Source organism: Mesorhizobium sp. ArgA1, from assembly GCF_053714375.1.
Map to the genome: position 1 here is coordinate 73,675 of NZ_JBSKBQ010000011.1, position 25,529 is coordinate 99,203.

21 protein-coding genes are annotated in these 25,529 nt (G+C 64.1%); 8 read left to right on the forward strand and 13 right to left on the reverse strand.

Annotated features, from left to right (window positions below; translation table 11 throughout):
* Nucleotides 1–6: 6 nt before the first annotated feature.
* On the reverse strand, nt 7–1,416 hold the full coding sequence (gene uxaC, locus ACWGTI_RS22115; RefSeq protein WP_454589074.1) for a glucuronate isomerase: 1,410 nt from the start codon (nt 1,414–1,416) through the stop codon (nt 7–9).
* Nucleotides 1,417–1,590: 174 nt separating this feature from the next.
* Here uxaC and ACWGTI_RS22120 point away from each other — a divergent pair, with 174 nt between their 5' ends.
* Nucleotides 1,591–3,099 carry a mannitol dehydrogenase family protein gene (locus ACWGTI_RS22120; protein WP_454589075.1) on the forward strand — a complete coding sequence of 503 codons (1,509 nt, stop codon included), beginning with the start codon at nt 1,591–1,593 and terminating at the stop codon, nt 3,097–3,099.
* A gap of 151 nt (nt 3,100–3,250) precedes the next feature.
* Here the strand turns inward: ACWGTI_RS22120 and ACWGTI_RS22125 are convergent, their stop codons facing one another.
* The 8 genes from ACWGTI_RS22125 to ACWGTI_RS22160 form a co-directional block, all read right to left on the reverse strand.
* Nucleotides 3,251–3,658, reverse strand: a complete 408-nt coding sequence (locus ACWGTI_RS22125; protein ID WP_454572870.1) for a F0F1 ATP synthase subunit epsilon — start codon at nt 3,656–3,658, stop codon at nt 3,251–3,253.
* Nucleotides 3,659–3,760: 102 nt separating this feature from the next.
* Nucleotides 3,761–5,344 carry a F0F1 ATP synthase subunit beta gene (gene atpD / locus ACWGTI_RS22130; protein ID WP_454589076.1) on the reverse strand — a complete coding sequence of 528 codons (1,584 nt, stop codon included), beginning with the start codon at nt 5,342–5,344 and terminating at the stop codon, nt 3,761–3,763.
* A 70-nt stretch (nt 5,345–5,414) separates the two neighbouring features.
* Complete coding sequence (locus tag ACWGTI_RS22135) at nt 5,415–6,299, reverse strand: F0F1 ATP synthase subunit gamma (protein WP_454572868.1); 885 nt, start codon at nt 6,297–6,299, stop codon at nt 5,415–5,417.
* A gap of 31 nt (nt 6,300–6,330) precedes the next feature.
* Complete coding sequence (gene atpA / locus ACWGTI_RS22140; RefSeq protein ID WP_454572867.1) at nt 6,331–7,860, reverse strand: F0F1 ATP synthase subunit alpha; 1,530 nt, start codon at nt 7,858–7,860, stop codon at nt 6,331–6,333.
* Nucleotides 7,860–8,420, reverse strand: a complete 561-nt coding sequence (locus tag ACWGTI_RS22145; protein ID WP_454589077.1) for a F0F1 ATP synthase subunit delta — start codon at nt 8,418–8,420, stop codon at nt 7,860–7,862. Before ACWGTI_RS22145 ends, atpA begins: the two co-directional genes overlap by 1 nt.
* Before the next feature lie 247 nt (nt 8,421–8,667).
* Nucleotides 8,668–9,063: an AGROH133_08824 family phage infection protein gene (locus tag ACWGTI_RS22150; protein WP_454589078.1), complete on the reverse strand. Its 396-nt coding sequence runs from the start codon at nt 9,061–9,063 to the stop codon at nt 8,668–8,670.
* A 95-nt stretch (nt 9,064–9,158) separates the two neighbouring features.
* On the reverse strand, nt 9,159–9,854 hold the full coding sequence (locus ACWGTI_RS22155) for an aspartate/glutamate racemase family protein (protein ID WP_454589079.1): 696 nt from the start codon (nt 9,852–9,854) through the stop codon (nt 9,159–9,161).
* 15 nt (nt 9,855–9,869) lie between these two features.
* Nucleotides 9,870–12,053 (reverse strand): primosomal protein N', encoded by a 2,184-nt coding sequence (locus ACWGTI_RS22160; RefSeq protein WP_454589080.1) that lies wholly within the window; start codon nt 12,051–12,053, stop codon nt 9,870–9,872.
* A 90-nt stretch (nt 12,054–12,143) separates the two neighbouring features.
* On the opposite strand from ACWGTI_RS22160, the gene fsa reads away from it, so the two are divergent.
* The gene (fsa, locus tag ACWGTI_RS22165; RefSeq protein WP_454572861.1) at nt 12,144–12,800 is read left to right on the forward strand and encodes a fructose-6-phosphate aldolase; all 657 of its coding nucleotides are present in this window, start codon (nt 12,144–12,146) and stop codon (nt 12,798–12,800) included.
* A gap of 75 nt (nt 12,801–12,875) precedes the next feature.
* Here the strand turns inward: fsa and lptE are convergent, their stop codons facing one another.
* Together lptE and leuS are read right to left on the reverse strand one after the other, a co-directional pair.
* Nucleotides 12,876–13,451: an LPS assembly lipoprotein LptE gene (gene lptE / locus ACWGTI_RS22170; protein ID WP_454589081.1), complete on the reverse strand. Its 576-nt coding sequence runs from the start codon at nt 13,449–13,451 to the stop codon at nt 12,876–12,878.
* Nucleotides 13,438–16,065: a leucine--tRNA ligase gene (leuS, locus tag ACWGTI_RS22175; protein ID WP_454589082.1), complete on the reverse strand. Its 2,628-nt coding sequence runs from the start codon at nt 16,063–16,065 to the stop codon at nt 13,438–13,440. Before leuS ends, lptE begins: the two co-directional genes overlap by 14 nt.
* Before the next feature lie 147 nt (nt 16,066–16,212).
* On the opposite strand from leuS, the gene ACWGTI_RS22180 reads away from it, so the two are divergent.
* Complete coding sequence (locus ACWGTI_RS22180; protein WP_454589083.1) at nt 16,213–16,875, forward strand: YggS family pyridoxal phosphate-dependent enzyme; 663 nt, start codon at nt 16,213–16,215, stop codon at nt 16,873–16,875.
* Nucleotides 16,876–16,984: 109 nt separating this feature from the next.
* Complete coding sequence (locus ACWGTI_RS22185) at nt 16,985–18,034, forward strand: aldo/keto reductase (RefSeq protein ID WP_454589084.1); 1,050 nt, start codon at nt 16,985–16,987, stop codon at nt 18,032–18,034.
* A gap of 50 nt (nt 18,035–18,084) precedes the next feature.
* On the opposite strand, the gene ACWGTI_RS22190 is transcribed toward ACWGTI_RS22185, so the two are convergent.
* The gene (locus ACWGTI_RS22190) at nt 18,085–18,993 is read right to left on the reverse strand and encodes a LysR family transcriptional regulator (RefSeq protein ID WP_454589085.1); all 909 of its coding nucleotides are present in this window, start codon (nt 18,991–18,993) and stop codon (nt 18,085–18,087) included.
* A gap of 127 nt (nt 18,994–19,120) precedes the next feature.
* Between ACWGTI_RS22190 and ACWGTI_RS22195 the strand changes: the two genes are divergently transcribed.
* The 3 genes from ACWGTI_RS22195 to ACWGTI_RS22205 all read left to right on the forward strand — a co-directional run bounded on the left by ACWGTI_RS22195 (nt 19,121) and on the right by ACWGTI_RS22205 (nt 22,744).
* Nucleotides 19,121–20,314: an MFS transporter gene (locus ACWGTI_RS22195; protein WP_454589086.1), complete on the forward strand. Its 1,194-nt coding sequence runs from the start codon at nt 19,121–19,123 to the stop codon at nt 20,312–20,314.
* Nucleotides 20,315–20,380: 66 nt separating this feature from the next.
* The gene (locus tag ACWGTI_RS22200) at nt 20,381–21,667 is read left to right on the forward strand and encodes an SGNH/GDSL hydrolase family protein (RefSeq protein ID WP_454589087.1); all 1,287 of its coding nucleotides are present in this window, start codon (nt 20,381–20,383) and stop codon (nt 21,665–21,667) included.
* Between the two features lie 42 nt (nt 21,668–21,709).
* A complete protein-coding gene (locus ACWGTI_RS22205) occupies nt 21,710–22,744 on the forward strand; it encodes an aldo/keto reductase (RefSeq protein WP_454589088.1) in 1,035 nt (344 codons plus the stop codon).
* 232 nt (nt 22,745–22,976) lie between these two features.
* On the opposite strand, the gene ACWGTI_RS22210 is transcribed toward ACWGTI_RS22205, so the two are convergent.
* Nucleotides 22,977–23,249 (reverse strand): usg protein, encoded by a 273-nt coding sequence (locus ACWGTI_RS22210; RefSeq protein ID WP_454589089.1) that lies wholly within the window; start codon nt 23,247–23,249, stop codon nt 22,977–22,979.
* 315 nt (nt 23,250–23,564) lie between these two features.
* On the opposite strand from ACWGTI_RS22210, the gene acs reads away from it, so the two are divergent.
* A complete protein-coding gene (gene acs, locus ACWGTI_RS22215; protein WP_454589090.1) occupies nt 23,565–25,520 on the forward strand; it encodes an acetate--CoA ligase in 1,956 nt (651 codons plus the stop codon).
* Nucleotides 25,521–25,529: the final 9 nt, after the last annotated feature.

Below are 25,529 nucleotides of genomic sequence, written 5' to 3' on the forward strand. Positions count from 1 at the left end.
CCCGGCTCAGAGCCGGTACGCCTTCTTGGCAAGCGTGTAGGCAAGCTCCCGCGCCAGCTCATGCGCTTCGTCCTCAGTGAGCCGATGCTCGGCGACGAGGCGGGCGAGAAAGGCGCAGTCGACCCGGCGCGCCACGTCGTGGCGAGCCGGTATCGAGGGAAAAGCGCGGGTGTCGTCGTTGAAGCCGACGGTGTTGTAGAAGCCGGCGGTTTCGGTCGTCATCTCGCGAAAGCGGCGCATGCCTTCCGGACTGTCGTGGAACCACCAGGCCGGGCCGAGCTTCAGCGCCGGATAGACGCCGGCCAGCGGCGCCAGTTCGCGCGCATAACTCGTCTCGTCGAGCGTGAACAGGATGATGGTGAGGTCGCGCTCCAGCCCGACGCAGTCGAGCAAGGGTTTGAGCGCCGCCGCATAGTCGGTGCGGGTCGGAATATCGAAGCCCTTGTCGCGGCCGAATTTCTGGAAAACACCGGGCGAATGGTTGCGCCATGAGCCGGGATGGATCTGCATCACCAGACCGTCGTCGCGGCTCATCTTGGCCATCTCGGTCAGCATCTGGGCGCGAAACAGTTTGCGCTCGCGCTCGTCATCGGAGCCGCGGCGGATGCGGTTGAACAGCTCTTCCGCCGCCGCGTCGGAAAGATTGGCGGTCTCCGCCGTCGGATGACCATGGTCGGACGAGGTCGCGCCGAAAGTCTTGAAGAAGGCGCGGCGCTGACGGTGGGCGCCGAGATAGCCGGCCCATGTGCCGGTGTCGCAGCCGCTGATCTCGCCGAGACGGTCGAGATTGTCCGAGAATCCTTCGAAGTCGGGATCGACGACGGCGTCCGGCCGGTAGGCGGTGACGACGCGTCCCTGCCAGTCGCTGTCGCGGATTGCCTTGTGCCATTGGAGACTATCGAGCGCGCCTTCCGTCGTCGCGATCACTTCGATGTTGAAGCGCTCGAACAGCGCGCGCGGACGATAGTCGTCACGTTTCAACAGGTCGGCGATGGTGTCGTAGTGGCGGTCGGCTGACTTGGCGTTGAGCGGCTCTTCGATGCCGAACAGGTGCTCGAGCACATGGTCGAGCCACAGCCGTGTCGGCGTGCCGCGGAAGAGATAATAGTGCTCGGCAAAGCGCCGCCAGATCGCCCTCGGGTCGGCTTCGACCGGCGAACCGTCGAGGGTCGATACGCCCAGATCCTCCAGTGGCACGCCCTGGCTAAACAGCATGCGGAAAATGTAGTGGTCGGGCACGACCAGCAATTGTGCCGGATCGGGGAACGGCTCGTTGAGAGCATACCAGCGCGGATCGGTGTGACCATGCGGGCTGACGATGGGCAGATCCTTGACCCCGGCATAGAGATCGCGCGCGACTGAAAGCGCTCGCCCTTCGGCGGCAAAAAGCAGATCCGGATCGGTCAGTCCTGCCACGTCCATCCTCCCAGGGCGCTATCGGTAGGATCGGAAAGAAGTAATGTCAACATACAAAAATTGGATTGTTGTATGATGACTTTTAGGCGACATCGGGTCATTGTGCGACGGGAGAACGGATGATACGCCGCTAGCCGACCCGCCTCGCACGCCATGCAACGAACAAGCCGCGCCATGACCAGCAGCCGCCTTTCCAATACCACGGTGCGATCCCTGCCGGCCTCGGCAGCGGTCCCTGCCTATGATCGCGCCAGGGTCGCCCCAGGCATCGTCCATCTCGGCGTCGGCGCCTTCCACCGCGCCCATCAGGCAGCCTATGTCGATGACTGCCTGGCGGCCGGCGAGACCGGCTGGGGTATCATCGGCGTCTCGCTGCGCAGCCCCGACACGCGCGATGCGCTGGCGCCGCAGGACGGGCTTTATACGCTGGCGGTCAGAGACAGCGGTGGCGAAAAACTCCAGGTCATCGGCTCCATCCAGTCGATGCTGGTGGCGCCGGAAAACCCCGGCGCGGTGCTGGCCGCGCTGACCGATCCGCGCACCCGCATCATCACGCTGACCATCACCGAAAAGGCTTACCTCCGGGCTGCCGACGGCGGCCTCGATGCGACCCATCCCGACATCGTCCACGATCTGGCAAATCCCGGATCGCCGAAGACAGCACACGGCTTCCTGGCAGAGTCGCTGGCGCGCCGCCGCGTCGCCGGCGTACCACCTTTCACGGTGCTGTGTTGCGACAACTTGCCGGCCAACGGCGCCACGCTGCACCGGCTGCTGACCGCGTTTGCGAGATTGCGGGATGCCCAGACCACTGCATCAGGCGAAGCCCCTCTCGCCGGCCATATCGCCGACGAGGTGGCGTTTCCGTCGAGCATGGTGGATCGCATCGTGCCGGCAACGACCGATGCCGACCGGGCGCGCATCGCCGGCGAGCTCGGCATCACGGATTCCTGGCCGGTGATGACCGAGCCGTTCCGGCAATGGGTGATCGAAGACAGGTTCCCGACCGGAAGACCGGCCTGGGAAAAGTTCGCCGTCACCATGGTCGAGGATGTCGGGCCGTTCGAGGACATGAAGCTCAGGCTGCTCAACGGCGCCCATTCGGGCATCGCCTATCTCGGCCTGCTTTCCGGCCACGCGACCGTCGACCGCGCCTTCGCCGACCCGGCGATCCGTGAATTTGTCGACCGGCTCTGGGCCGAGGCGATTCCGACCTTGCCTGGAGATGCCGGGCTCGACACATCGGCCTATACAACGGAACTTGCCGAGCGCTTTTCCAACACAGCGCTCGCCCACCGCACGGCGCAGATTGCCAATGACGGCAGCCAGAAACTGCCGCAGCGCATTGTCGCTTCCGCCATCGAGCGCATCCAGGCCGGCCTGGTCCCGGAGCATCTGACGCTGGTGATCGCCGCCTGGATCTCAGCGTGCGAGGCACGCGGCAAGGACCTGCCGGAAGCCCACTTTACCGATCCGCTCGACTCAGCGCTGGCCGCGCTCGGCGAGCGGCCGACGCTGGAAAAAGTCGCGACGGTGTTCGACCTCGCCGGCTTCGCCAGCGGCAAGCCCGAGCGGCAGACGCTGATCGACCTGGTCGCCGCCCATCGAGTCCACATCCAGCAAGGCAGGGTGGCACTAGCGCTTTCGGCGCTCGGCATACCGGGACCGACGAGACAGGCCTAACGGCGGTCTAGGATTCTGATCGGAAAGAGCCCGCGTTGCCGAGCCGGCAAGTCGGCACTCCGTCCGACCGATAACGTTCTCCCGCATTTCTGTGGGCACAAAAAAGGCCGGTTTGAACCCGGCCTATCTCGTCTTTTGTTTTCGCTGAGACTTAAGCTGCCAGCAGAGCGCTTTCGAGCGTGGTGAGCTGGGCGAGGAACTGCTCGGCCTTGCTGCGGGACTGATCGTCCTTGGCGTCGGCAGCGTCTTCCTTGGCGTCCTGGATGCGACGGGCGAGGTCGGCGCGGTCGATGTCGCCGACTGCGACAGCCGATTCGGCCAGCAACGTGCAGCCTGCAGGGACGATGTCGGCAAAGCCGCCGAACACCACATAGCGCTCTTCCTTGCCGCCTGCGGTCTTCACCGTGACGACGCCCGGCTTGATCGTCGTCATGACCGGCGCGTGATGCGCCATCACGGTCATCTCGCCCTCTGCGCCCGGAATGACGACGGCTTCGACCTGCTCGGAAACGAGCAGGCGCTCCGGCGAGACCAGTTCGAATTGGAAAGCTTCAGCCATGATCAATTTAGTGAGTAGGGAATAGTGAGCAGCGGGTAGCAAAAGAAGACCCGCTCAACCCAACAATCCCCTATTCGCTACTCCCTATTCGCTATTCGCTTCTTATGCCGCTTCAGCTGCCAGGCGCTGTGCCTTCTCGACCGCTTCCTCGATGCCGCCGACCATGTAGAAGGCGGCTTCCGGCAGGTGATCGTAGTCGCCGTTGCAGAGGCCCTTGAAGCCCTTGATGGTGTCGGCGAGGTCGACCAGTTTGCCCGGCGAACCGGTGAACACTTCGGCGACGAAGAAGGGCTGCGACAGGAAGCGCTCGATCTTGCGGGCGCGGGCCACGGTCTGCTTGTCCTCTTCCGACAGCTCGTCCATGCCCAGGATCGCGATGATGTCCTGCAGCGACTTGTAGCGCTGCAGGATCGACTGCACCTGGCGGGCGACCTGGTAGTGCTCTTCACCGACAACCATCGGGTCGAGCATGCGCGAGGTCGAGTCGAGCGGATCGACGGCCGGGTAGATGCCCTTTTCCGAGATCGCGCGGTTGAGCACGGTCGTCGCGTCCAGGTGGGCGAACGATGTTGCCGGCGCCGGGTCGGTCAAATCGTCGGCGGGCACGTAGATCGCCTGCACCGAAGTGATCGAGCCCTTGGTCGTCGTCGTGATGCGCTCCTGCAGCGCGCCCATGTCGGTGGCGAGCGTCGGCTGGTAACCCACGGCCGAAGGAATGCGGCCGAGCAGCGCCGACACTTCCGAGCCCGCCTGCGTGAAGCGGAAGATGTTGTCGACGAAGAACAGCACGTCCTGACCCTGGTCGCGGAAATATTCGGCGACCGTCAGGCCGGTCAGGCCGACGCGGGCACGCGCGCCCGGCGGTTCGTTCATCTGGCCATAGACCAGCGCCGCCTTGGAGCCTTCGCCGCCGCCCTTCTTGTTGACGCCGGATTCGATGAACTCATGATAGAGATCGTTGCCTTCACGGGTGCGCTCGCCGACACCGGCGAACACCGAGAAGCCGCCGTGCGCCTTGGCGACGTTGTTGATCAGCTCCTGGATCAGCACGGTCTTGCCGACGCCGGCGCCGCCGAACAGGCCGATCTTGCCGCCGCGGGCGTAAGGCGCCAGAAGGTCGAGAACCTTGATGCCGGTGATCAGGATCTGCGCTTCCGTCGACTGTTCGACATAGGACGGAGCCGGCTGGTGGATGGCGCGCATTTCGATGCCGTCGACCGGGCCTTCCTCGTCGACCGGCTCGCCTATGACGTTGATGATGCGGCCGAGCATGCCCGGACCGACTGGCACGGTGATCGGCGCGCCGGTGTCATAGACGTCCTGACCGCGCACCAGACCTTCGGTCGAGTCCATGGCGATGCAGCGCACGGTGTTTTCACCGAGGTGCTGGGCAACCTCGAGCACCAGGCGGTTGCCGACATTGGTCGTCTCGATGGCGTTCAAAATGGCCGGCAAGTGATCGCCGAACTGGACGTCGACGACAGCGCCGATGACCTGGCGGACCTTGCCGACAACGCCGGTCTTCTTGACGACGGCGGCTGTCGTCTTCGATGCCGCAGCCTTGGCCGGGGCCGCTGCCTTGGCGGGCTCGGCCGCCTTCTTGGCCGGAGCGGCCTTCGCCGCTGCTGCCGGAGCCTTTGTCGCCGCTTTGGGAGCTGCCGCCTTCGGGGTCGCTGCTTTCGCCATCGTCTTTACCCTTTTCGTCCTTTGTTTCTCACGCTCCACCGGAAGGTCGATAACCTCCTGGCGGCCGCGCCTAGAGCGCCTCGGCGCCCGAAATGATTTCGATCAGTTCCTTGGTGATCTGCGCCTGCCGCTGGCGGTTGTAGGTAATCGACAGCTTGTTGATCATGTCGCCGGCATTGCGCGTCGCATTGTCCATGGCGCTCATCTTGGCGCCCATCTCGCCGGCTGCGTTTTCGAGCAGCGCACGGAAGACCTGAACCGAGATGTTGCGCGGAATGAGGTCGGTCAGGATTTCGCCCGGCTCCGGCTCGTATTCGTAGACGGCGTTGCCGCCTGCGGTCGCCTCGGCCGGGGCGGAAGCGATGCCGGCCGGAATGATCTGCTGCGCGGTCGGGATCTGACTGATCACCGACTTGAACTGCGAATAGAACAGCGTGCAGATGTCGAAACCGCCCTCGTTGAAGAGGTGGATGACCTTGCGGGCAATGGCATCGGCATTGACGAAACCGAGCGTCTTGACCTCGCGCAGATCGACGCGTTCGAGGATCATCGAGGCATAGTCGCGGCGCAGGATGTCGAAACCCTTCTTGCCGACGCAGATGATCTTGACCTGCTTGCCGTCGGCCAGCAGCCGGCGGATATGGTCGCGGGCGAGACGGGCGATCTGCGAATTGAAGCCGCCGCACAGGCCTCGCTCGGCCGTACAGACGACGAGCAGATGCACATCGTCCTTCCCGGTGCCGGTCATCAGCGCCGGGGCATCGCCGCCGCTGCCGATTGCCTGGGTGATGTTGGCCAGCACCGCGCCCATCCGTTCGGAATAGGGGCGCGCGGCTTCCGCAGCTTCCTGCGCGCGGCGCAGCTTCGCCGCGGCGACCATCTGCATCGCCTTGGTGATCTTCTGCGTCGCCTTGACCGAGGCGATACGGTTACGAAGGTCTTTTAACGAAGGCATGCTTCAACCTGATCCCGTGCGTCCGGCTTTCTCAAGCGAAGGTCTTGGCGAAGGTGTCGATCTCGGCCTTCAGCTTGGCCCGAAGATCGTCCGACAGCGCCTTTTCCTTGCGGATGCCGTCGAGCACGTCCTTGCCGGCCGAGCGCATGTGGCTGAGCAGGCCATGCTCGAACTTGCCGACCTGGTTGACTGCCAACTTATCGAGGTAGCCGTTGACGCCGGCGAAGATCACCGCGACCTGCTCCTCGACCTTGAGCGGCGAGAACTGCGGCTGCTTCAGGAGTTCGGTCAGGCGCGAGCCGCGATTGAGCAGGCGCTGCGTGGCGGCGTCGAGGTCGGAGCCGAACTGCGCAAAGGCCGCCATTTCGCGGTACTGCGCGAGCTCGCCCTTGATCGAGCCGGCAACCTGCTTCATCGCCTTGATCTGCGCCGACGAACCGACGCGCGACACCGACAGGCCGACGTTGACGGCCGGGCGGACGCCCTGGAAGAACAGGTTGGTTTCGAGGAAGATCTGGCCGTCGGTGATCGAGATCACGTTGGTCGGGATATAGGCCGACACGTCGTTGGCCTGCGTCTCGATGATCGGCAGAGCGGTCAGCGAACCGCCGCCATTGTCGTCATTGAGCTTGGCGGCGCGCTCGAGCAGGCGCGAGTGCAGGTAGAACACGTCGCCCGGATAGGCTTCGCGGCCCGGCGGACGGCGCAGCAGCAGCGACATCTGGCGGTAGGCGACGGCCTGCTTCGACAGATCGTCATAGCTGATCAGCGCATGCATGCCGTTGTCGCGGAAATATTCGCCCATGGTGCAGGCGGTGAAGGGCGCCAGGAACTGCATCGGCGCCGGATCGGAAGCGGTGGCGGCGACGATGATCGAATAGTCGAGCGCGCCGCGCTCCTCGAGAACCTTCACGAACTGCGCGACGGTCGAGCGCTTCTGGCCGATGGCGACGTAGACGCAGTAGAGCTTTTCCTTTTCCGGTCCGTTGTCGTGAACGGCCTTCTGGTTCAGCATCGTGTCGAGGATGATGGCGGTCTTGCCGGTCTGACGGTCACCGATGACCAGCTCGCGCTGGCCGCGGCCGACCGGGATCAGTGCGTCGATGGCCTTGAGGCCGGTCGACATCGGTTCGTTGACCGACTTGCGCGGAATGATGCCGGGCGCCTTGACGTCGACGCGCTTGCGTTCGGTCGCCTTGATCGGGCCCTTGCCGTCGATCGGATTGCCGAGCGCGTCGACGACGCGGCCGAGCAGGCCCATGCCGACAGGCGCGTCGACGATGGCGCCGGTCCGCTTGACGGTGTCGCCTTCCTTGATGTCGCGGTCGGCGCCGAAGATGACGACGCCGACGTTGTCGGCTTCGAGGTTGAGCGCCATGCCGCGAATGCCGCCGGGGAATTCGACCATCTCGCCGGCCTGGACATTGTCGAGGCCGTAGACGCGGGCGATACCGTCACCGACGGACAGCACCTGTCCAACTTCGGAGACCTCGGCCTCCTTGCCGAAATTCTTGATCTGGTCTTTCAGAATTGCGGAAATTTCCGCGGCGCGGATGTCCATCAGCCGACCTCTTTCAGTGCAAGCTTGAGCGAATTGAGTTTGGTTTTGAGCGACGTATCGATCTGGCGCGAGCCCATCTTGACCACCAGACCGCCGAGCAGCGACGGATCGACGGTGACGGAGATGGCCACGTCCTTGCCGGCGACGCTCTTCAGCGCGGCCTTCAGTTCGGTCTGCTGGGCAGCCGTCAGTTCATGCGCCGAGGTGACCTCGGCAGCGGTCTCGCCACGATGTTCGGCGGCGATCTGGCGGAATGCCTTGATCATGCCGGGAACGGCGAAGAGGCGACGGTTACGGGCGACGACTCGCAGGAAATTGCCGGTCAAGCCGGTGATGCCGGCCTTGTCGGTGATTGCCGCGATGGCCTTGGCTTGGTCCTCGCTGGAGAACACCGGGCTGTTGATGAGGCGCGTCAGGTCGGCGCTGCCATCCAGCATCGCTGCGAAACTGTTGAGGTCAGCCTCGACGTTGGCAACTGAATTGGATTGCAGTGCGAGTTCGAACAGCGAACCCGCATAGCGTTCTGCGACACCTGAGATTGGCGATGACGATTGAGCCACGGACCGTCTTTTCTCTTGTCTGACAGGCCGCAGATTGTTGGCGCGAGCAAAAAACTCTGGCTAAATCTTTGACCTTACTAAGTTTTTTCAAGCACGGAGGCGCGGCTTCCGCTATCCCCGGCCGAAAGTCGATTGCCGTCTAGCACAGGCATTTTAAGACCGCAATGCGTCGTTCCGCATGCTTTTCGGGCACTATTGTCGCATCCGGCGGCAGAGTTCAACCAAAGCCTTCGGATTGGCCGCCGATTCAGGGCAGAAAGCCGAAGACGAAGGCGAGCGGAAGTGCGGCCAGCACCAGCTCGACAATGATCGACGCCCAGTTGAAAGGCGTGTTGGCGCCATCCGACATCATCGACAGCAAACGGCCGAAAGCGGTGAACAGCCAGGAGAAGCCGAGCGCCATGTAGAGCCATGGCTGCGCAAGCAGGATGCAGCATAGGCTGACGCCGAGATAGAAGCCCGACATGCGGCCGCGCCCTTCGGCGATGGCCGCTGCCTTTTCAGGCCGCACCTGCAGCCGCAGAATCCGGAAGGCGAGCCCCGGAGCGAGGAAAAACAGCAAGCCCAGCGCCAAGGTGACCACGGCGCTCGACCACGCCAGCCACTCGCCCTCACTGGTTGGCCACGGAAACGCAAATTCCATCTTGTCCCCTCGATAAATGGCTGTTTGAAATCGCGGCCATTCTAGCGAATGGGAAACCACGCGCCAGATGGCAGCGGCACTTTAGGAAGGGCGCATCAGCCAAGCGCGAATTCAACCGCCGCCTCGGCATGAATGCGCGTGGTGTCGAACACCGGCATGTCAAAATCGCTTTGCCCGATCAGCATGGTGATCTCGGTGCAGCCCATGATGACGCCGTCGATCTTTTCATAGCGCCGCAGGCGGGCGACTTCATCAATATAGGCCGCCTTCGATGGCGCGCTGACGATGCCCTGGCAGAGCTCGTCATAGATCACCCGATGCACCATGTCGCGCCCGGCCTGATCCGGCACCACCGGCTGCAGCGCATATTTCTCCGTCAGCCGGCCCTTGTAAAAATCCTGCTCCATGGTGAAGCACGTCGCCAGCAGCGCCGGCCGCTTCACGCCGGCGCCCTTCACCGCAACCGCCGTGGCATCGGCGATGTGGATGAGCGGGATGGATACCGCCGCCTGCACCTGGTCGGCGAGCTTGTGCATGGTGTTGGTGCAGATCATCAGCCCCTCTGCGCCGCCCGCCTCCAGCTTGCGCGCGGCATCCGCCAGAAGCACGCCCGCACCGTCCCAGTCGCCATGATGCTGCCGCTCCGCAATCTCGGCGAAATCGAACGAATGGAGCAGCACCTTGGCCGAATGCAGCCCGCCCAACCGCTCGCGTACGATCTCGTTGAGCAGGCGATAATAAATCGCCGTCGATTCCCAGCTCATGCCACCGAGCAGGCCAATGGTTTTCATAGCGTTCGCGGCTCCTTACAAAAAACTCTGCGGATCGATATCGACCTGCACGCGGACCGAGCCGCGCTGTTTTGGCCCTTCGGCCAGCATGGTGCGGATGAAACCCTGCATGTCGGCGCGCCGTTCGCCCTGGATCAGCAGGCGGAAGCGGTGGCGGCCGCCAAGCAGCGACAACGGCGCCTCTGCGGGCCCAAGCACGAACAGGTCGCTGGCCGGGGGTGCGGCGCGGCGCAGGCCGCGTGCATGGCCCTCGGCCTCCGCGCGGGTCACTGCGCTGACGATGACGCCGGCGAGCCGGCCGAAGGGTGGGAGTGCGGCCCGTTCGCGCTCAGTGATCTCGCGCTCGTAAAACGCCTCGGCGTCGCCCGACACGATCGCCCGCATCACCGGATGGTCCGGCTGGAAAGTCTGCAGCAGGCCGAGGCTCTTCTTGCCGGTGCGGCCGGCGCGTCCGGTCACCTGGCTGAGCAGTTGAAAAGTGCGCTCGGCGGCGCGCGGATCGCCATTGGCGAGACCGAGATCCGCATCGACGACGCCGACCAGCGTCATGTTAGGGAAGTTGTGCCCCTTGGCCACCAGTTGCGTGCCGATGACGATGTCGGCCTCGCCATTGGCGATGGCTTCCAGCTCCAGCCGCAACCGCCGCACGCCGCCCATCAGGTCGGACGACAAGACGATGGTGCGCGCGTCGGGGAAATGCGCCACGACCTCCTCGGCGATGCGCTCGACGCCCGGGCCGCAGGCGACGAGATGGTCGAGCGTGCCGCATTCCGGACAAGCCTCCGGCCGTTTCTCATTGTGCCCGCAATGATGACAGACGAGCTGACCGCGAAAGCGGTGCTCGACCAGCCAGGCCGAACAGACCGGGCAGCCGAAGCGATGGCCGCAGACCCGGCACAGCGTCAGCGGCGCGTAGCCGCGCCGGTTGAGGAACAGCAGCGACTGCTCTTGTCTCTCCAGCGTGCGTTGCATCTGCTCAATCAGCAGCGGCGACAGGAAGCCGCCGCGCACCGGCGGCGCGCGCCGCATGTCGATTGTCTTCAGGTCGGGAAGGGCGGCCTCGGCAAAGCGCGCTGACAGCACTGCTCTCGCATAACGGCCCTGTTGTGCGTTGACCCGGCTTTCGACCGAAGGCGTCGCCGATGCCAGCACCACCGGAAAGCTGCTGATATGGCCGCGCACCACCGCCATGTCGCGCGCATTGTAGAAGACGCGATCCTCCTGCTTGTAGGCAGGGTCGTGTTCCTCGTCGACGACGATCAGGCCGAGCTCCCTGAACGGCAGGAACAGCGCCGAGCGCGCGCCGGCGACGACGCGCACGCCGCCTTCCGCAACCTGTCGCCAGACCTTTTCACGCATCCTTGGCGGCAGGTCGGAATGCCATTCGGCAGGCTTGGCGCCGAAGCGCTGCTGGAAGCGTTCGAGGAAGGCATGCGTCAGCGCGATTTCCGGCAGCAGGATCAGCACCTGCTTGCCCTGATCGAGTGCCGCCGCCACCGCTTCGAAATAAACTTCCGTCTTGCCCGAGCCGGTAACGCCGTCGAGCAGCGTGACGCTGAAGGCGCCGGCCCCGACATTGGTGCGCAGCATGGCGGCCGCCTCGGCCTGGTCGGGCATCAGCTCCGGCAGGGCGTAGGAGGGATCTGGCGCTGCGACCACCGGTCGCGGCGGGATCATCACCGTCTCGAACACGCCTTGCGCCTTGAGCCCCTCGACCACCGTCGACGACACGCCGGCGGCATGCGCCAGCCCCGCGCGCGTCCAGGCAAGCCCGCCTTCGGCCGTCTCCAGTACGCGCGTTCTAGCATCCGTCATCCGGTCAGGCATGACGAGCGTCCGCTGCAGGCCCTCGATCCACGGTTCGGGATCGAACGCCTCCGGCGCCCTGAGCAGCATGCGCGCCACCATGCCGGGCGGCGACAGCGTGTATTGCGCGATCCAGTCGACGAAGCGGCGCATGCCGCGATCGATCGGCGGACAGTCGAAAAGCTGCTCGATCGGTCGCAATTTCTTGGCGTCGACCTTTTCGACCACACCGTCCCAGACGATGCCCGCAACCTGGCGTGGTCCCAGCGGCACGCGCACGATCGACCCCGGCACCACGCGCATGCCGGCTGGCACGGCATAGGTGTAGGGGCGCTCGGCGGGCATCGGCACCAGCACCGGCGCGGCTGCGACAAAGGGCGAATCTTCGATCATCGGGCGTGACCTTGCCCCGACTTTGGTCTAGATCAAAGCGCAACCCCGAATGTGCATGAGCTGCACATGGAAATCTTTCAGGAGACCCCCATGAAATTTTTTGTCGACACCGCTGACATCAAGGACATCAAGGAGCTGAACGACCTGGGGCTGCTCGACGGCGTCACCACCAATCCCTCGCTGATCCTGAAATCCGGCGGCAAGATCGCCGATGTCACCAAGCAGATCTGCGACATCGTCAAGGGCCCGGTTTCGGCCGAGGTCGTCGCCACCGAATACAAGGACATGATGGCCGAAGCCAAGATCCTGGCCAAGATCGCCGACAATATCTGCATCAAGGTCCCGCTGACGCTGGACGGCCTGCGCGCCTGCAGGACGATCCGCACCGAGATGAACCGCATGGTCAATGTGACGCTGTGCTTCTCGGCCAACCAGGCGCTGCTCGCCGCCAAGGCCGGCGCCTCGTTCATCTCACCCTTCGTCGGCCGCATCGACGACACCGGCGCGAACGGCATGGAGCTGATCGAGGAAATCCGTCATATCTACGACAATTATGATTTCGACACCGAAATCCTCGTCGCTTCGGTTCGCACCGTGAACCACGTCAAGCAGGCAGCTCTGATCGGCGCCGATGTGGTTACCGCGCCGGCAGCAACGCTGAAGGCGCTGGTTAAGCACCCGCTGACCGACAAGGGCCTCGAACAGTTCCTCGCTGACTGGGCCAAGACCGGCCAGAAGATCGGCTGAGATCAGACTTCGACACCAATAAAAAAGGCCGGGAGACCGGCCTTTTTTATTGCAATCAGAAATGTGCTGAAGCGCTCAGGCCTTCTTGCCGTGCTTGACCAAGTCCTGGGCGACCGACAGGCTCACGATTTCAGCCAGTTCGCGCGCGGCACGGTTCTCGGCGTCGAGCTGCGCCCGGTAGGAGGCGAACTCCTGTGTCGGTTTGTCGAAGGATGACGGGATCGAGCGTTTGCCGGTGGCGATGACCGCGCCGGTCTGGGCATCGGTCAGCACATAGTTTGCGGTCAGCGTCACCGTGCCTGCGGTGGGCTCGTCCTCGTCTCTCTGAATTTGCACTTGCGCCGCCGATTCGACCAGTTCGGTGACGCCGATATCGAGCATGTAGACCGGCGCTGGCGGCTCGCCGGCGCCCTGTCCAAAAGCAAAGATCAGATTGTTGCGGACCTGCTGGGCGTAGCGGGTCTTGACCGGCTTGACCGCGATCGAAGCCAGTTCGGCCGAAGCGCTGACCGTGGAGCCTGCCGTCAGCGGCGCGCTCGAATAGAGCGGACGCACGGTGCAGGCCGAGACAAGCGCCATCGAGGCGACCATGCCGTACAGCGCGGCACGGCGCAGCAAATGCGTCGTCTTTTCAAGATCAGGCAACGACATTGACGATCCTCTGCGGCACGATGATCACCTTGCGGGGCGCCTTACCTTCCAGCGCTTTTTGCACGAAGTCGAGGGCCAGCACCGCTTTTTCGACCGCACCTTGGTCCGCGTCGCGGGCAATTGTCAAATCCCCACGCTTCTTGCCATTGACCTGGACCGGCAGCACGATCTCGTTGTCGACCACCAGTGCCGGATCGTAGACCGGCCACGGTCGTTCGGCGACCAGATCGACGCCGCCCAGCGTATGCCAGCACTCCTCCGCCAGATGTGGCATGACCGGCGCCACCACATGCACCAGGATCTCCACGGCCTCGCGGCAGGCGCCCTTGAGCGCCGCATCGGCCTTGCCCTCGGCAACGTCGTTGAGCGGCGTGGTCAAGGCGTTGGCCAGCTCGTAGATGCGGGCGATGGCGCGGTTGAAGCCAAGCTTCTCGATGTCCTCGCCGATGGCCTTCAGGATCTTGTGCGCGGCCTTGGAAACAGCCCCGGCCTCGCCCTCCTTCGCGGCCTGCGGCTTGACGCCGTCGAGGGTCTCGGCGGCGATCGACACCAGGCGCCAGACGCGCTGGATGAAACGATGCGCGCCGGCGGCGCCATCGTCGGTCCATTCGACATCGCGCTCGGGCGGCGAATCCGACAGCATGAACCAGCGTGCGGTGTCGGCGCCGTAGCCGTCGGTGATGTCTTCCGGGCTGACCGTGTTCTTCTTCGACTTCGACATTTTTTCGAGCGAGCCGATCGCTGCCTCTTCGCCGGTGGCGATCTCGATGGCACGGCGCTTGCCGCCGGCATCCTCGATCCTGACCTCAGCTGGCGACAGCCAGCGTCCATTGGTCGATGCGCCGCCGACACGGTAGGTCTCGTGCACCACCATGCCTTGCGTGAACAGGCCCTTGAACGGCTCGGCGAGGTCGAGATGCCCCGTCTCGCGCATGGCGCGGGTGAAGAAACGCGAATAGAGCAGGTGCAGGATCGCATGCTCGATGCCGCCAATATACTGGTCGACCGCCAGCCAGTCATCGGCAGCCTTGGGCTCGGTCGGCTCATTGGCCCAGGGCGCGGTGAAGCGGGCGAAATACCAGGACGAATCGACGAACGTGTCCATCGTGTCGGTCTCGCGGCGCGCATCCTTGCCGCATTGCGGGCAGTTCACATGCCGCCAGGTCGGGTGGCGGTCGAGCGGATTGCCGGGACGGTCGAACTCGATGTCATCGGGCAGCTTGACCGGCAGGTCGGCCTTCGGCACCGGCACCACGCCGCAATCCTCGCAATGGATCATCGGGATAGGGCAACCCCAATAACGTTGCCGCGAAATGCCCCAGTCGCGCAGGCGGAAGTTCACCTTGCGCTCGGCCATCGGCCGACCGCCGATGCTTTTCTGTTCCAGCAGCTTCGCGACCTCGTCGAACGCCTGGTCCGGCTTCATGCCGTCGAGGAAGCGCGAATTGATCATCACGCCGTCGTCGATATAGGCCTCTTCCGTGATCTGGAAGGTCTTTGCGTCGGCATCTTCCGGCATCACCACCGGAATGACCGGCAGGCCGTATTTGTTGGCGAAGTCGAGGTCGCGCTGGTCGCCCGACGGGCAGCCGAAAATGGCGCCGGTGCCGTATTCCATCAGCACGAAATTGGCGACATAGACCGGCAGCGTCCAAGTCTCATCGAACGGATGGACGACGCGGATGCCGGTGTCGAAGCCCTTCTTCTCGGCCGTCTCAAGTGCGGCCACCGACGTGCCCATATGGCGCACCTCGTCGATGAACTTGGCCAGCTCGACATTGGTCTCGGCGGCTTTCTTCGCCAGCGGATGATCGGCGGCGACCGCCATGAACGAGGCGCCGAAAATAGTATCGGGCCGGGTCGTATAGACTTCCAGCTCGTGCGCATCGCCAACCGGCGCTGCCAGCGGCCAACGGATCAGCAGCCCTTCCGAGCGGCCGATCCAGTTCTGCTGCATCAGCTTGACCTTTTCCGGCCATTCGCCGAGGCCATTCAACGAGTCCAGCAGATCCTGCGCAAAGTCGGTGATCTTGAAGAACCACTGCGTCAGCTCGCGCTGTTCGACCAGCGCGCCGGAGCGCCAGCCGCGGCCGTCGATGACTTGCTCGTTGGCGAGCACCGTCATGTCCTCCGGGTCCCAGTTGACCTTGGAGGATTTGCGCGTCACCAGCCCCTTCTCGACAAAATCGAGGAACAGCATCTGCTGGCGGTGGTAATAGTCGACGTCGCAGGTGGCGAATTCGCGCGCCCAGTCCAGCGACAGGCCCATCATCTTGAGCTGCTCGCGCATGGCGGCGATGTTGGCGTAGGTCCATTCCTTGGGATGGACCTTGTTCTGCATGGCCGCGTTTTCGGCCGGCATGCCGAAGGCATCCCAGCCCATCGGATGCAGCACGTTGAAGCCCTTGGCCCGCTTGTAGCGTGCCACCACGTCGCCCATCGTGTAGTTGCGGGTGTGGCCGATATGGATCTTCCCCGACGGATAGGGGAACATCTCCAGCACGTAGTATTTCGGCTTCGGGTCGTTGTTGTGCGCTTCGAACAGCTTCTTCTCGGCCCAGGCTTTCTGCCATTTGGGCTCGGACGCGCGCGGATTGTATCGTTCGGTTGCCATCGGATGATTTTCACTTAAAAGCAGGCGCAGACCGCCGGACAACGCCCGGTGGCCGAGGTAAATGTCGTCGCGGTGTTCACCATGGATTGCCGGACCCGTCAACTGCGGCGAGCCGGCCAGCGCTAGAAAGACAGGCAGGATATAGGCATGGCCAGCGCCGTCGAACAGTTTTTCGCCGTCAAGACGAGGATCGCCGCTGCCGAGCGCGAGGCCGGCCGCGACGCCGGCTCGGTGACGCTGGTTGCGGTGTCGAAGACTTTCGAGGCCGACGCCGTCCGCCCGGTCATCGAGGCCGGCCAGCGCGTCTTCGGCGAGAACCGGGTGCAGGAAGCGCAGGCCAAATGGCCCGCGCTGAAAGCAGAATTCCCCGACATAGAACTACACCTGATCGGCCCGCTGCAATCGAACAAAGCCAAGGAAGCGGTTGCGCTGGCCGACGTCATCGAGACCGTCGACCGCGAGAAGATCGCCGCCGAACTCGCCAGGGAGATTGCCAGGCAAGGCCGCGCGCCAAAGCTCTATGTCCAGGTCAACACCGGCTCGGAGCCGCAAAAGGCCGGCATCGAGCCACGCGACGCTGTCGCTTTCGTTGCCCGCTGCCGGGATGTCCATGGCCTCGCCATCGAAGGCCTGATGTGCATCCCGCCGGCGGACGAGAACCCCGGCCCGCATTTCGCCCTGCTGGAAAAGCTCGCTCGCGAGGCCGGCGTGGCCAAACTGTCGATGGGCATGTCCGGCGACTACGAGACCGCCATCGCCTTCGGCGCCACCAGCGTCCGGGTCGGATCGGCAATTTTCGGCAGCAGATAACCACCCAACACTTGGACCAGCGCCACCAGTTCGTTGCACCACGACTGGAAACGAAACGTGCCGTTCCTATTTGATCAGCGTCACCACCAATCTGCTGGAGCCGCTACCCATGCGCTACAATCAACTCGGAAATACGGGGATGTTCGTCTCCGAACTCTGCCTTGGCACCATGACCTTCGGCGCCGCCGGCGAGAATGCCCAATGGGGCCTGATCGCCAGCCTTGACCAGAAGGGAGTCAACGACATCGTTGCCCGTTCCATCGCCGCCGGCGTCAATTTCTTCGACACCGCCGACGTCTATTCGTTCGGCCAGTCCGAACGCCTGCTCGGCCAGTCGCTGAGGGATCTCGGCGTCAGGCGCTCGGACGTCGTCATCGCCACCAAGGTGCATGGCATCATGGGCCAGGGGCCGAATGAGCGCGGTTCCTCGCGCGGCCATATCATGGATGCGGTCGACGGCAGCCTGGAGCGGCTGCAGCTCGACCACATCGACCTCTACCAGTTGCACGGCACCGACACGGTGACGCCGATCGACGAGACGCTGCGGGCGCTCGACGATCTCGTCGCCAGCGGCAAGGTGCGTTATGTCGGCGTTTCCAACTGGCAGGCCTGGCGCATCGCCAAGGCGCTGGGCATTGCCGAGCGCAAGGGCTTTTCCCGCTTCGAGACCATCCAATCCTATTATTCGATCGCCGGCCGCGACCTCGAACGCGAGATCGTACCGCTGATCAACGAGGAAAAGCTCGGGCTGATGGTGTGGTCGCCGATGGCCGGCGGCCTGCTGTCCGGCAAATACGGCCCCGGCGCGCCCGGCAATGGCGAAGGCCGCCGCGCCGCCTTCAACTTCCCGCCGGTCAATGAGGACCGCGCCTGGGCGGCTGTCGCCGTGATGCGCGACATCGCCAGGAAACACGATGTCAGCGTCGCCACGGTGGCGCTCGGCTATGTGCTGGCAAAACCGTTCGTCATGAGCGTCATCATCGGCGCCAGCCGCATGGAGCAGCTGGAGCAGAACCTTGCAGCCGCCTATGTAAAGCTCGACGCCGACGATCTCGCCAGGCTGGATGAAGTCAGCGCCCTGCCGGCCGAATATCCCGGCTGGATGCTGGAGCGCCAAGGCGCCGGCCGCCGCCCGGCGCCGTTCACGCCGAAGAAGTAGTAGTCCGTCAGTTGAATGCTTGGGGAGCCAGATGGGCTCCCCAAAATCGTTCAAGCCATCCGAACGCTCTCAACCAGAAAGTCGAGAAAGGCCCGCACCCGGGCCGGAAGGTGCCTGCCCTGGCCGACATAGACGGCGTGGGTAAGTTCTTTGTCGCCTGGATTGAAATCCTCGAGCAGCGCCACCAGCCGGCCTGCCGCAATGTCATCGGCCACATGCCAGCGCGCCAGCCTGGCGATGCCGGCGCCGCCAACCGCCATCAGCCGCATCGACTCGCCATCGCCGACCGCCGTGTTTCCCGTGATGGGAACCATGATGTCGGTGCCGGCTGCGTCGACAAACTGCCAACCATCGACATGCCGGACAAAGCCGAAAGCCATGCGATTGTGCTTGTCGAGATCGGCCGGTGTCTGCGGCGTCCCATGAACGGTGAGGTAGGACGGCGCGGCAACGACCGCCATCCGGCTTTGCCCGAGCTTGCGCGCCACCAGCCGTGATTCGCCGAGCGGCCCGGCGCGGATGGCGACGTCGGCACGCTCCTGCATCAGGTCGATGACGCTGTCGGTCAGCACCAGATCGACTGAAATCTCGGGGTAGCGTTCGAGAAAGCGCGGCAGCAGCGGGATCAGCCGGTGCACCCCAAACGGCACATAGCTGTTGACCCGCAGCCGTCCGCGCGGCGCGGCGCCAACTGCGGCCTCGCGCTCTGCTGCCGCCATGTCGGCCAGGATGCGCACCCCGTTGTCGTAGAAAGCCGTTCCTTCCGGCGTCAGCAGCAACTTGCGCGTCGAGCGGGTGACCAGCCGCGCGCCGAGCCTGGCCTCCAACCGCGCGATCAGCTTGCTCACCGCCGACGGCGTCATGCGCAGCGCCCGCGCCGCGGCCGAGAAGCTGCCCGCCTCGACGACGCGGACAAACACTTCGATCTCGCCGGAGCGATTGATGTCGGGTCTGGCCATCTGTGAATCTATTTCACAGGAAATATGCCTAAGGCAAGTCTGGTTCACAAGGCATGGCAACACGATCTCTCGGGTCGGGACGCGGCTTTGGACAGGGCCCGCCTATCGCCTTCGAAGTGGAACCGCCATGCCTCTCGCTCTTTACGCCCTCGCCGCCGGTGCCTTCGGCATTGGTGTCACCGAATTCGTCATCATGGGCCTGCTGATCGATGTCAGCAAAGATCTCGGCGTCTCGATCTCCGCCGCCGGCCAGCTCATTTCCGGCTATGCGCTCGGCGTCGTCATCGGCGCGCCGCTTTTGACCATCGCCACCGGCAAATGGCCGCGCAAGACCGTGCTCTTGGCGCTGATGGCCATCTTCACGCTCGGCAATCTCGCCTGCGCGCTGGCCCCGGACTACTGGACGCTGATGGGCGCCCGCATCATCACCGCCTTTGCCCACGGCACCTTCTTCGGCGTCGGCTCGGTGGTCGCAACCGGTCTGGTCGCGCCCAACAAGAAGGCCTCGGCGATTGCGCTGATGTTCACCGGGCTGACCGTCGCCAACATTCTCGGCGTGCCCTTCGGCACCTGGCTCGGCCAGGCCTTCGGCTGGCGCGCCACCTTCTGGGCCGTGACCCTGGTCGGCCTCGCGGCCTTTGCCGTCATTCTCCTTCTGGTGCCGCGCAGCCAGGAGGAGCCCGAAAAGACCAATTTGCGCGCCGATCTAGCTGTTCTGCGCCGCACGCCGGTGCTGCTCGGCCTCGCCACCACCGTGCTCGGCTATGCCGGCGTCTTCGCCGTCTTCACCTACATCGCCCCGCTGCTGACCGAGATCAGCGGCTTCAGGGAGGCTGCCGTATCGCCGATCCTGCTCGTTTTCGGTGGCGGTCTCATCGCCGGCAATCTGCTCGGCGGCAAGGTTGCCGACCGCTGGCTGGTGCCGGCCGTGCTGGGCAGCCTCATCGTGCTGGCGCTGGTGCTCGCCACCATGACCTTCGCCGTCCACAGCCAGGTCCTGGCCGTGATCTATGTCGGCCTGCTCGGCGCTGCTGCCTTTGCCACGGTGGCGCCGCTGCAGATGTGGGTGCTGGAGAAGGCGCAAGGTGCCGGCCAGAGCCTCGCCTCATCCTTCAACATCGCCGCTTTCAACCTCGGCAATGCCGCCGGTGCCTGGCTCGGCGGCGCGGTGATCGCCCATGGCCTCGGCCTCGGCTCGCTGACCTGGATCGCCGCCTTGCTACCGGTCGCCGCCCTCGGCGTCGCCGCCTTGGCGCTGCGTCTCGACAGAAACGGCGGGCAATTGGCGCCGGTCGCCGTCTGCTCCGCCGCCGCGGAGTGACCGCGACTGCGAAACGTCGCTGCCTCCGACAAAAGCCAGGACACGAACCCAACAGGAGAGACCGTTGTGACCAACAGCAGAGATCCGGTTCGCTATGCCATTGTTGCCTATGCGGCGGTCAGGCGTTTGAAGCTCGTTCCGCTCGCCTTGGCGGCGTCGTTGATGTTCGATCCGGCGATAGCCGGCGAAAAGCAGGCTTGGGTTGGCACCTGGCTGGCCAGTCCGCAGTCGACATGGGGCGCCGATTTCGCGTTGCCGGTGAAGATACCGCCGCAGCTTAAGAACCAGACCGTTCGCCAGACGGTCCGGATCAGCCTTGGTGGCGAGAAATTCCGTGTCGTCTTGTCGAACGAGTATGCCGCCACGCCGGTCCCGATCGGCGAGGCCCGTGTGGCAGTCGCCGGCGAGGGGTCGAAAATCGTCGCCGGCACCGATCGCGCGCTGACCTTCGGCGGACAGGCCCAGGCCACAATCGCGCCGGGTACATCTCTGATCAGCGACCCGGTGGACCTGCGCCTCGATGCCTTGAGCCGACTTTCGGTGTCGGTCTACCTGCCGCAGGCAACGCCGCTCAAGACCTTCCATTGGGACGGCAAGCAGACAGCCTATATCGGCGACGGCGACCAGACAGCCTCGGAAACAATGCCGACGGCGCAAACCACCGACGCGCGGATCCTGCTCAGCGAAATCCTGGTCGACGCGCCAGCCAATGACGGCGCAATCATCGCCATTGGCGATTCGATCACCGACGGCAACGGCGCCACGCTTGATTCCGACAACCGCTGGCCTGACTTGCTGGCCGAGCGCCTCGCCTCCAGCCAGGTGGCAGTGCTCAATGCAGGCATATCCGGAGCCAGGCTGCTCGACGACGCAATGGGAGTGAAGGCATCGGCGCGCTTCGGCCGTGACGTGCTGGCGCAGCCCGGCGCCAAGGCAGTGGTTGTGCTCATCGGCATCAACGACATCAGCTGGCCCGGCACGCCGTTCGCGCCCAAGAAATCCTTGCCTTCCCTGGCGGCGCTGACCAGTGGCTACCTGCAGCTCGCCGCCCAGGCCCACGCACACAATCTGAAGATTATCGGCGGTACGTTGACGCCCTTCGAGGGCGCGTTGAGCGGCACGCCGCTCGACAGCTACTACACGCCGGAGAAGGACGCGCTGCGCCAGAAGCTCAACGACTGGATCAGGACCAGCGGCGCCTTCGATGCCGTCGTCGACTTCGACCTGCTGCTGCGCGATCCCTCGCATCCGACGCGCCTGCTGCCTGAATTCGATTCCGGCGACCATTTGCATCCCGGCGGCAAGGGCAACCGGGCCATGGCCGAGGCTGTAGAACCGTTGATCAAAAACTGAGCGGCTGCGTTGCTGCCGATTTCACCATTGAAGGACAACACCATGGATTACAGACCTCTTGGCGCATCGGGCCTGAAAGTGCCCGCACTCTCCTTCGGCGCCGGCACTTTCGGCGGCTCCGGCCCGCTGTTCGGCGCCTGGGGCAACAGCGACGCCAAGGAGGCGCGGCGGCTGATCGACATATGCCTCGAAGCCGGCGTCAATCTGTTCGACACGGCCGATGTCTATTCGAACGGCGCTTCGGAAGAGGTGCTGGGCGAAGCCATCAAGAGCCGCCGCGATGCCGTTCTGATCTCGACCAAAACGTCGCTGCCGATGGGCGATGGGCCGGCCGACTGGGGTTCGTCGCGCTCGCGGCTGATCAAGTCGGTGGACGCGGCATTGAAGCGCCTCGGCACCGATTACATCGACCTTTTGCAACTCCACGCCTTCGATGCCTCGACACCGGTCGAGGAAGTCTTGTCGACGCTGGACGATCTCGTGCGTGCCGGCAAGCTGCGCTATGTCGGCGTCTCCAACTTCTCCGGCTGGCAAGTGATGAAGTCGCTGGCTGAGGCCGACAAGCGTGGCTACCCGCGCTATGCCGCGCATCAGGTCTACTACTCGCTGGTCGGCCGGGACTATGAGTGGGAACTGATGCCGCTCGGCCTCGACCAGGGCGTTGGTGCGCTGGTGTGGAGCCCGCTCGGCTGGGGCCGCCTGACCGGCAAGATCCGCCGCGGCGAGCCTCTGCCGGAAAAGAGCCGCCTGCACGACACCGCTGATTTCGGCCCGCCGGTCGCGGACGAACATCTCTACCGGGTCATGGATGCGCTCGACGCAGTGGGGCAAGAGACCGGCAAGACCGTGCCGCAGATCGCCATCAACTGGCTGCTGCAGCGCCCGACCGTTTCCTCCGTCATCATCGGCGCCCGCAACGAGGAACAGCTGCGCCAGAACCTTGGCGCCGTCGGTTGGGCGCTGACGCCGGAGCAGGTGAAGAAGCTCGACGCCGCAAGTGAAGTTACGGCGCCCTACCCCTACTTCCCCTATCGCCGCCAGGAAGGTTTCGCCCGGCTGAACCCGCCAGCGGTGTGATCGCATCGGACTACTGAGGCCAAGGTTCGCGGGACAGCGCCCCCCTCTGTCCTGCCGGACATCTCCCCCACGAGGAGGGAGATTGGACGTCACTTTGGCTTTCGCCAATCACCAGCGTAAAAAGATAGCGCTATCAGCGGAACTGCCGATCTCCCCCCGTGTGGGGGAGATGTCCGGCAGGACAGAGGGGGGCGCCGTAGAGCGCCTACCTAACGATTCCGAAGCCGCAGTCCTAGTGCAGCACGAACTCGCCATCCACTTTCCGCCACTCGTTCGGCGCGATCAGCTTCTGGTGGGTGTAGCTGATCGAATGCAGCGGCCCGTCGAGCCTGGCCTTCCAGAACTCGATGAATTTGATCAGCACCGGAAACTCCGGCGCCAGATCGTAATCCTGCCAGATGAAGCTCTGCAGGAGATGCGGGTGGTCAGGAAAGTGATACAGAATCTTGGCCGTGGTCAGGCCATACCCCCTAAGCATCAGGTCCATTTCGGAATGATCGCGCATGGCAGCCCCCTTAGGCGTCCCCTTGGTTGATTCTCCATTCCTCCCAACTCCGAATTGTGCGCGCCGTTCCTTAACTGTCTATTGATTTTTCCTGATCGCAAACGGGTTTTCCGCGCGAAAACATGCAGTTAGCAGCGACCGCCCGCGAGTGCTGACACAAGCGAAAAGTCGAACTGCGGCATCCCGCCGCGCGAATCCAACGTCTAATATTGCTGTCACGGCGGAACTGTTAATAATGCCCGCGAATTCGCGGCCGCTTCGCCGCGATGCCGCCGGTCGTCAAGCCGTCGGAACGGTTCGGGAGGAAAGCTTTACATGTCCGAGGTCCATGTCCACCGCGTCCAGCCGGCGTGGAAGAAGAACGCGCTGATCGACAACGACACCTACCTGAAATGGTATGCCGACAGCATGAAGAACCCGGACAAGTTCTGGGGCAAGCACGGCAAGCGCATCGACTGGTTCAAGCCCTTCACCAAGGTCAAGAACACCTCCTTCGACGGCAAGGTGTTGATCAAATGGTTCGAGGACGGCGAGACCAACGTCTCGTACAATTGCATCGACCGCCATTTGAAGAAACGCGGCAACCAGACCGCCATCATCTGGGAAGGCGACAATCCCTACGACGACAAGAAGGTCACCTACAACGAGCTTTACGAGCACGTCTGCCGGCTGGCCAATGTGATGAAGAAACACGGCGTCAAGAAGGGCGACCGTGTCACCATCTACATGCCGATGATCCCGGAAGCCGCCTATGCGATGCTGGCCTGCACGCGAATCGGCGCCATCCATTCTATCGTCTTCGGCGGCTTTTCGCCGGACGCATTGGCCGGCCGCATCGACGACTGCAAGTCGACTTTCGTCATCACCGCTGACGAGGGCCTGCGCGGCGGCAAGCCGATCCCGCTGAAGGAAAACACCGACAAGGCGATCGAGATCGCGGCCAAGGCCGGCACGAAGGTCGAAAAAGTGGTGGTCGTGCGCCGCACCGGCGGCAAGACCGGTTGGGTCCACGGGCGCGACGTCTGGTACCATGACGAGATCGCCACGGTGAACGGCGACTGCAGGCCGGAGAAGATGAAGGCCGAGGATCCGCTCTTCATCCTCTACACCTCCGGCTCGACCGGCAAGCCGAAGGGCGTGCTGCACACCACCGCCGGCTATCTCGTCTATGCCTCGATGACGCACCAATATGTCTTCGACTACCATGACGGCGATATCTACTGGTGCACCGCCGATGTCGGCTGGGTCACCGGCCACAGCTACATCGTCTACGGCCCGCTCGCCAACGGCGCGACGACGCTGATGTTCGAAGGCGTGCCGAACTACCCCACGCAGTCGCGCTTCTGGGAAGTCATCGACAAGCACAAGGTCAACATCTTCTACACCGCGCCCACCGCGCTGCGGGCGCTGATGGGCGCAGGCAACGACCCGGTGAAGAAGACATCGCGCAAATCGCTGCGCGTGCTGGGGTCGGTCGGCGAGCCGATCAACCCGGAAGCCTGGGAATGGTATTTCAACATCGTCGGCAACGGCAAGGTGCCGATCGTCGACACCTGGTGGCAGACCGAGACCGGCGGCATCCTGATCACGCCGCTGCCGGGCGCCACTGATCTCAAGGCCGGTTCGGCGACGCGGCCCTTCTTCGGCGTCAAGCCGCAGCTGGTCGACGGCGAAGGCAAGGTGCTGGAAGGGGCGGCCGATGGCAATCTCTGCATCACCGATTCCTGGCCCGGCCAGATGCGCACCGTCTATGGCGACCACGACCGTTTCGTGCAGACCTATTTTTCCACCTACAAGGGCAAATACTTTACCGGTGACGGCTGCCGCCGCGACGCCGACGGCTACTACTGGATCACCGGCCGCGTCGACGACGTCATCAACGTCTCCGGCCACCGCATGGGCACGGCGGAAGTCGAATCGGCACTGGTCAGCCACGAGAAGGTGTCCGAGGCCGCCGTCGTCGGTTATCCCCACGACATCAAGGGCCAGGGCATCTACAGCTATGTCACCTTGATGAAAGGCGTCGAGCCGACCGAGGATCTGCGCAAGGAGCTTGTCGCCCATGTCCGCAAGGAGATTGGCGCCATCGCCTCGCCCGACAAGCTGCAGTTCGCCCCCAGCCTGCCGAAGACTCGCTCCGGCAAGATCATGCGCCGCATCCTGCGCAAGATCGCCGAGGACGATTTTTCCGCGCTCGGCGATACTTCGACGCTGGCCGATCCGGCGGTGGTCGACGATCTGGTCGCCAACCGCCAGAACAAGAAGGGCTGACGGGATTTG

What these genes read in the sequence shown, in the direction of transcription:
- ACWGTI_RS22125 (WP_454572870.1), bottom strand. Translation starts at nt 3,658, where the DNA reads ATGGCTGAAGCTTTCCAATTCGAACTGGTCTCGCCGGAGCGCCTGCTC.
- fsa (WP_454572861.1), top strand. Translation starts at nt 12,144, where the DNA reads ATGAAATTTTTTGTCGACACCGCTGACATCAAGGACATCAAGGAGCTG.
- ACWGTI_RS22120 (WP_454589075.1), top strand. Translation starts at nt 1,591, where the DNA reads ATGACCAGCAGCCGCCTTTCCAATACCACGGTGCGATCCCTGCCGGCC.
- ACWGTI_RS22160 (WP_454589080.1), bottom strand. Translation starts at nt 12,053, where the DNA reads ATGATCGAAGATTCGCCCTTTGTCGCAGCCGCGCCGGTGCTGGTGCCG.
- ACWGTI_RS22205 (WP_454589088.1), top strand. Translation starts at nt 21,710, where the DNA reads ATGGATTACAGACCTCTTGGCGCATCGGGCCTGAAAGTGCCCGCACTC.
- atpD (WP_454589076.1), bottom strand. Translation starts at nt 5,344, where the DNA reads ATGGCGAAAGCAGCGACCCCGAAGGCGGCAGCTCCCAAAGCGGCGACA.
- ACWGTI_RS22190 (WP_454589085.1), bottom strand. Translation starts at nt 18,993, where the DNA reads ATGGCCAGACCCGACATCAATCGCTCCGGCGAGATCGAAGTGTTTGTC.
- atpA (WP_454572867.1), bottom strand. Translation starts at nt 7,860, where the DNA reads ATGGACATCCGCGCCGCGGAAATTTCCGCAATTCTGAAAGACCAGATC.
- ACWGTI_RS22180 (WP_454589083.1), top strand. Translation starts at nt 16,213, where the DNA reads ATGGCCAGCGCCGTCGAACAGTTTTTCGCCGTCAAGACGAGGATCGCC.
- acs (WP_454589090.1), top strand. Translation starts at nt 23,565, where the DNA reads ATGTCCGAGGTCCATGTCCACCGCGTCCAGCCGGCGTGGAAGAAGAAC.
- ACWGTI_RS22210 (WP_454589089.1), bottom strand. Translation starts at nt 23,249, where the DNA reads ATGCGCGATCATTCCGAAATGGACCTGATGCTTAGGGGGTATGGCCTG.
- ACWGTI_RS22135 (WP_454572868.1), bottom strand. Translation starts at nt 6,299, where the DNA reads ATGCCTTCGTTAAAAGACCTTCGTAACCGTATCGCCTCGGTCAAGGCG.
- ACWGTI_RS22150 (WP_454589078.1), bottom strand. Translation starts at nt 9,063, where the DNA reads ATGGAATTTGCGTTTCCGTGGCCAACCAGTGAGGGCGAGTGGCTGGCG.
- ACWGTI_RS22185 (WP_454589084.1), top strand. Translation starts at nt 16,985, where the DNA reads ATGCGCTACAATCAACTCGGAAATACGGGGATGTTCGTCTCCGAACTC.
- ACWGTI_RS22195 (WP_454589086.1), top strand. Translation starts at nt 19,121, where the DNA reads ATGCCTCTCGCTCTTTACGCCCTCGCCGCCGGTGCCTTCGGCATTGGT.
- lptE (WP_454589081.1), bottom strand. Translation starts at nt 13,451, where the DNA reads ATGTCGTTGCCTGATCTTGAAAAGACGACGCATTTGCTGCGCCGTGCC.
- leuS (WP_454589082.1), bottom strand. Translation starts at nt 16,065, where the DNA reads ATGGCAACCGAACGATACAATCCGCGCGCGTCCGAGCCCAAATGGCAG.
- ACWGTI_RS22155 (WP_454589079.1), bottom strand. Translation starts at nt 9,854, where the DNA reads ATGAAAACCATTGGCCTGCTCGGTGGCATGAGCTGGGAATCGACGGCG.